Source organism: Paraburkholderia sp. SIMBA_027, assembly GCF_046535315.1.
GTDB classification, from domain to species: domain Bacteria; phylum Pseudomonadota; class Gammaproteobacteria; order Burkholderiales; family Burkholderiaceae; genus Paraburkholderia; species Paraburkholderia tropica.
In genome coordinates, this window is sequence record NZ_JAWRWY010000954.1 from 1 (window position 1) to 259 (window position 259).

A 259-nucleotide genomic window follows, 5' to 3' on the forward strand; every position below is an offset into this window, starting at 1 on the left:
GGCTTCGGTCTGTCCAACATGGAAGCATTGAGCAACGGATGCCCTGTGGTAACTTACGATTATGATTACGGTGCCAGAAGCTTGGTAGAAGACGGAGTAAACGGCTATGTAATCGAGCAATATAATATAGAAAAATTAGCCGAGGCCATTGTCTCTTTAATGAGAGATGACAGCACTCATCAACAATTTTCACGTCAGGCCTTTAAAATGGCTGAGAAATACTCAAAGCCAAATTATATTAAAAATTGGTCATATGCTC

General features: G+C 40.5%; 1 protein-coding gene. It reads left to right on the plus strand.

Features of this window, described 5'->3' with window-relative positions:
- A partial coding sequence (locus SB764_RS41935; RefSeq protein WP_410867027.1) for a glycosyltransferase occupies positions 1–259 on the plus strand: 259 nt, incomplete at both ends.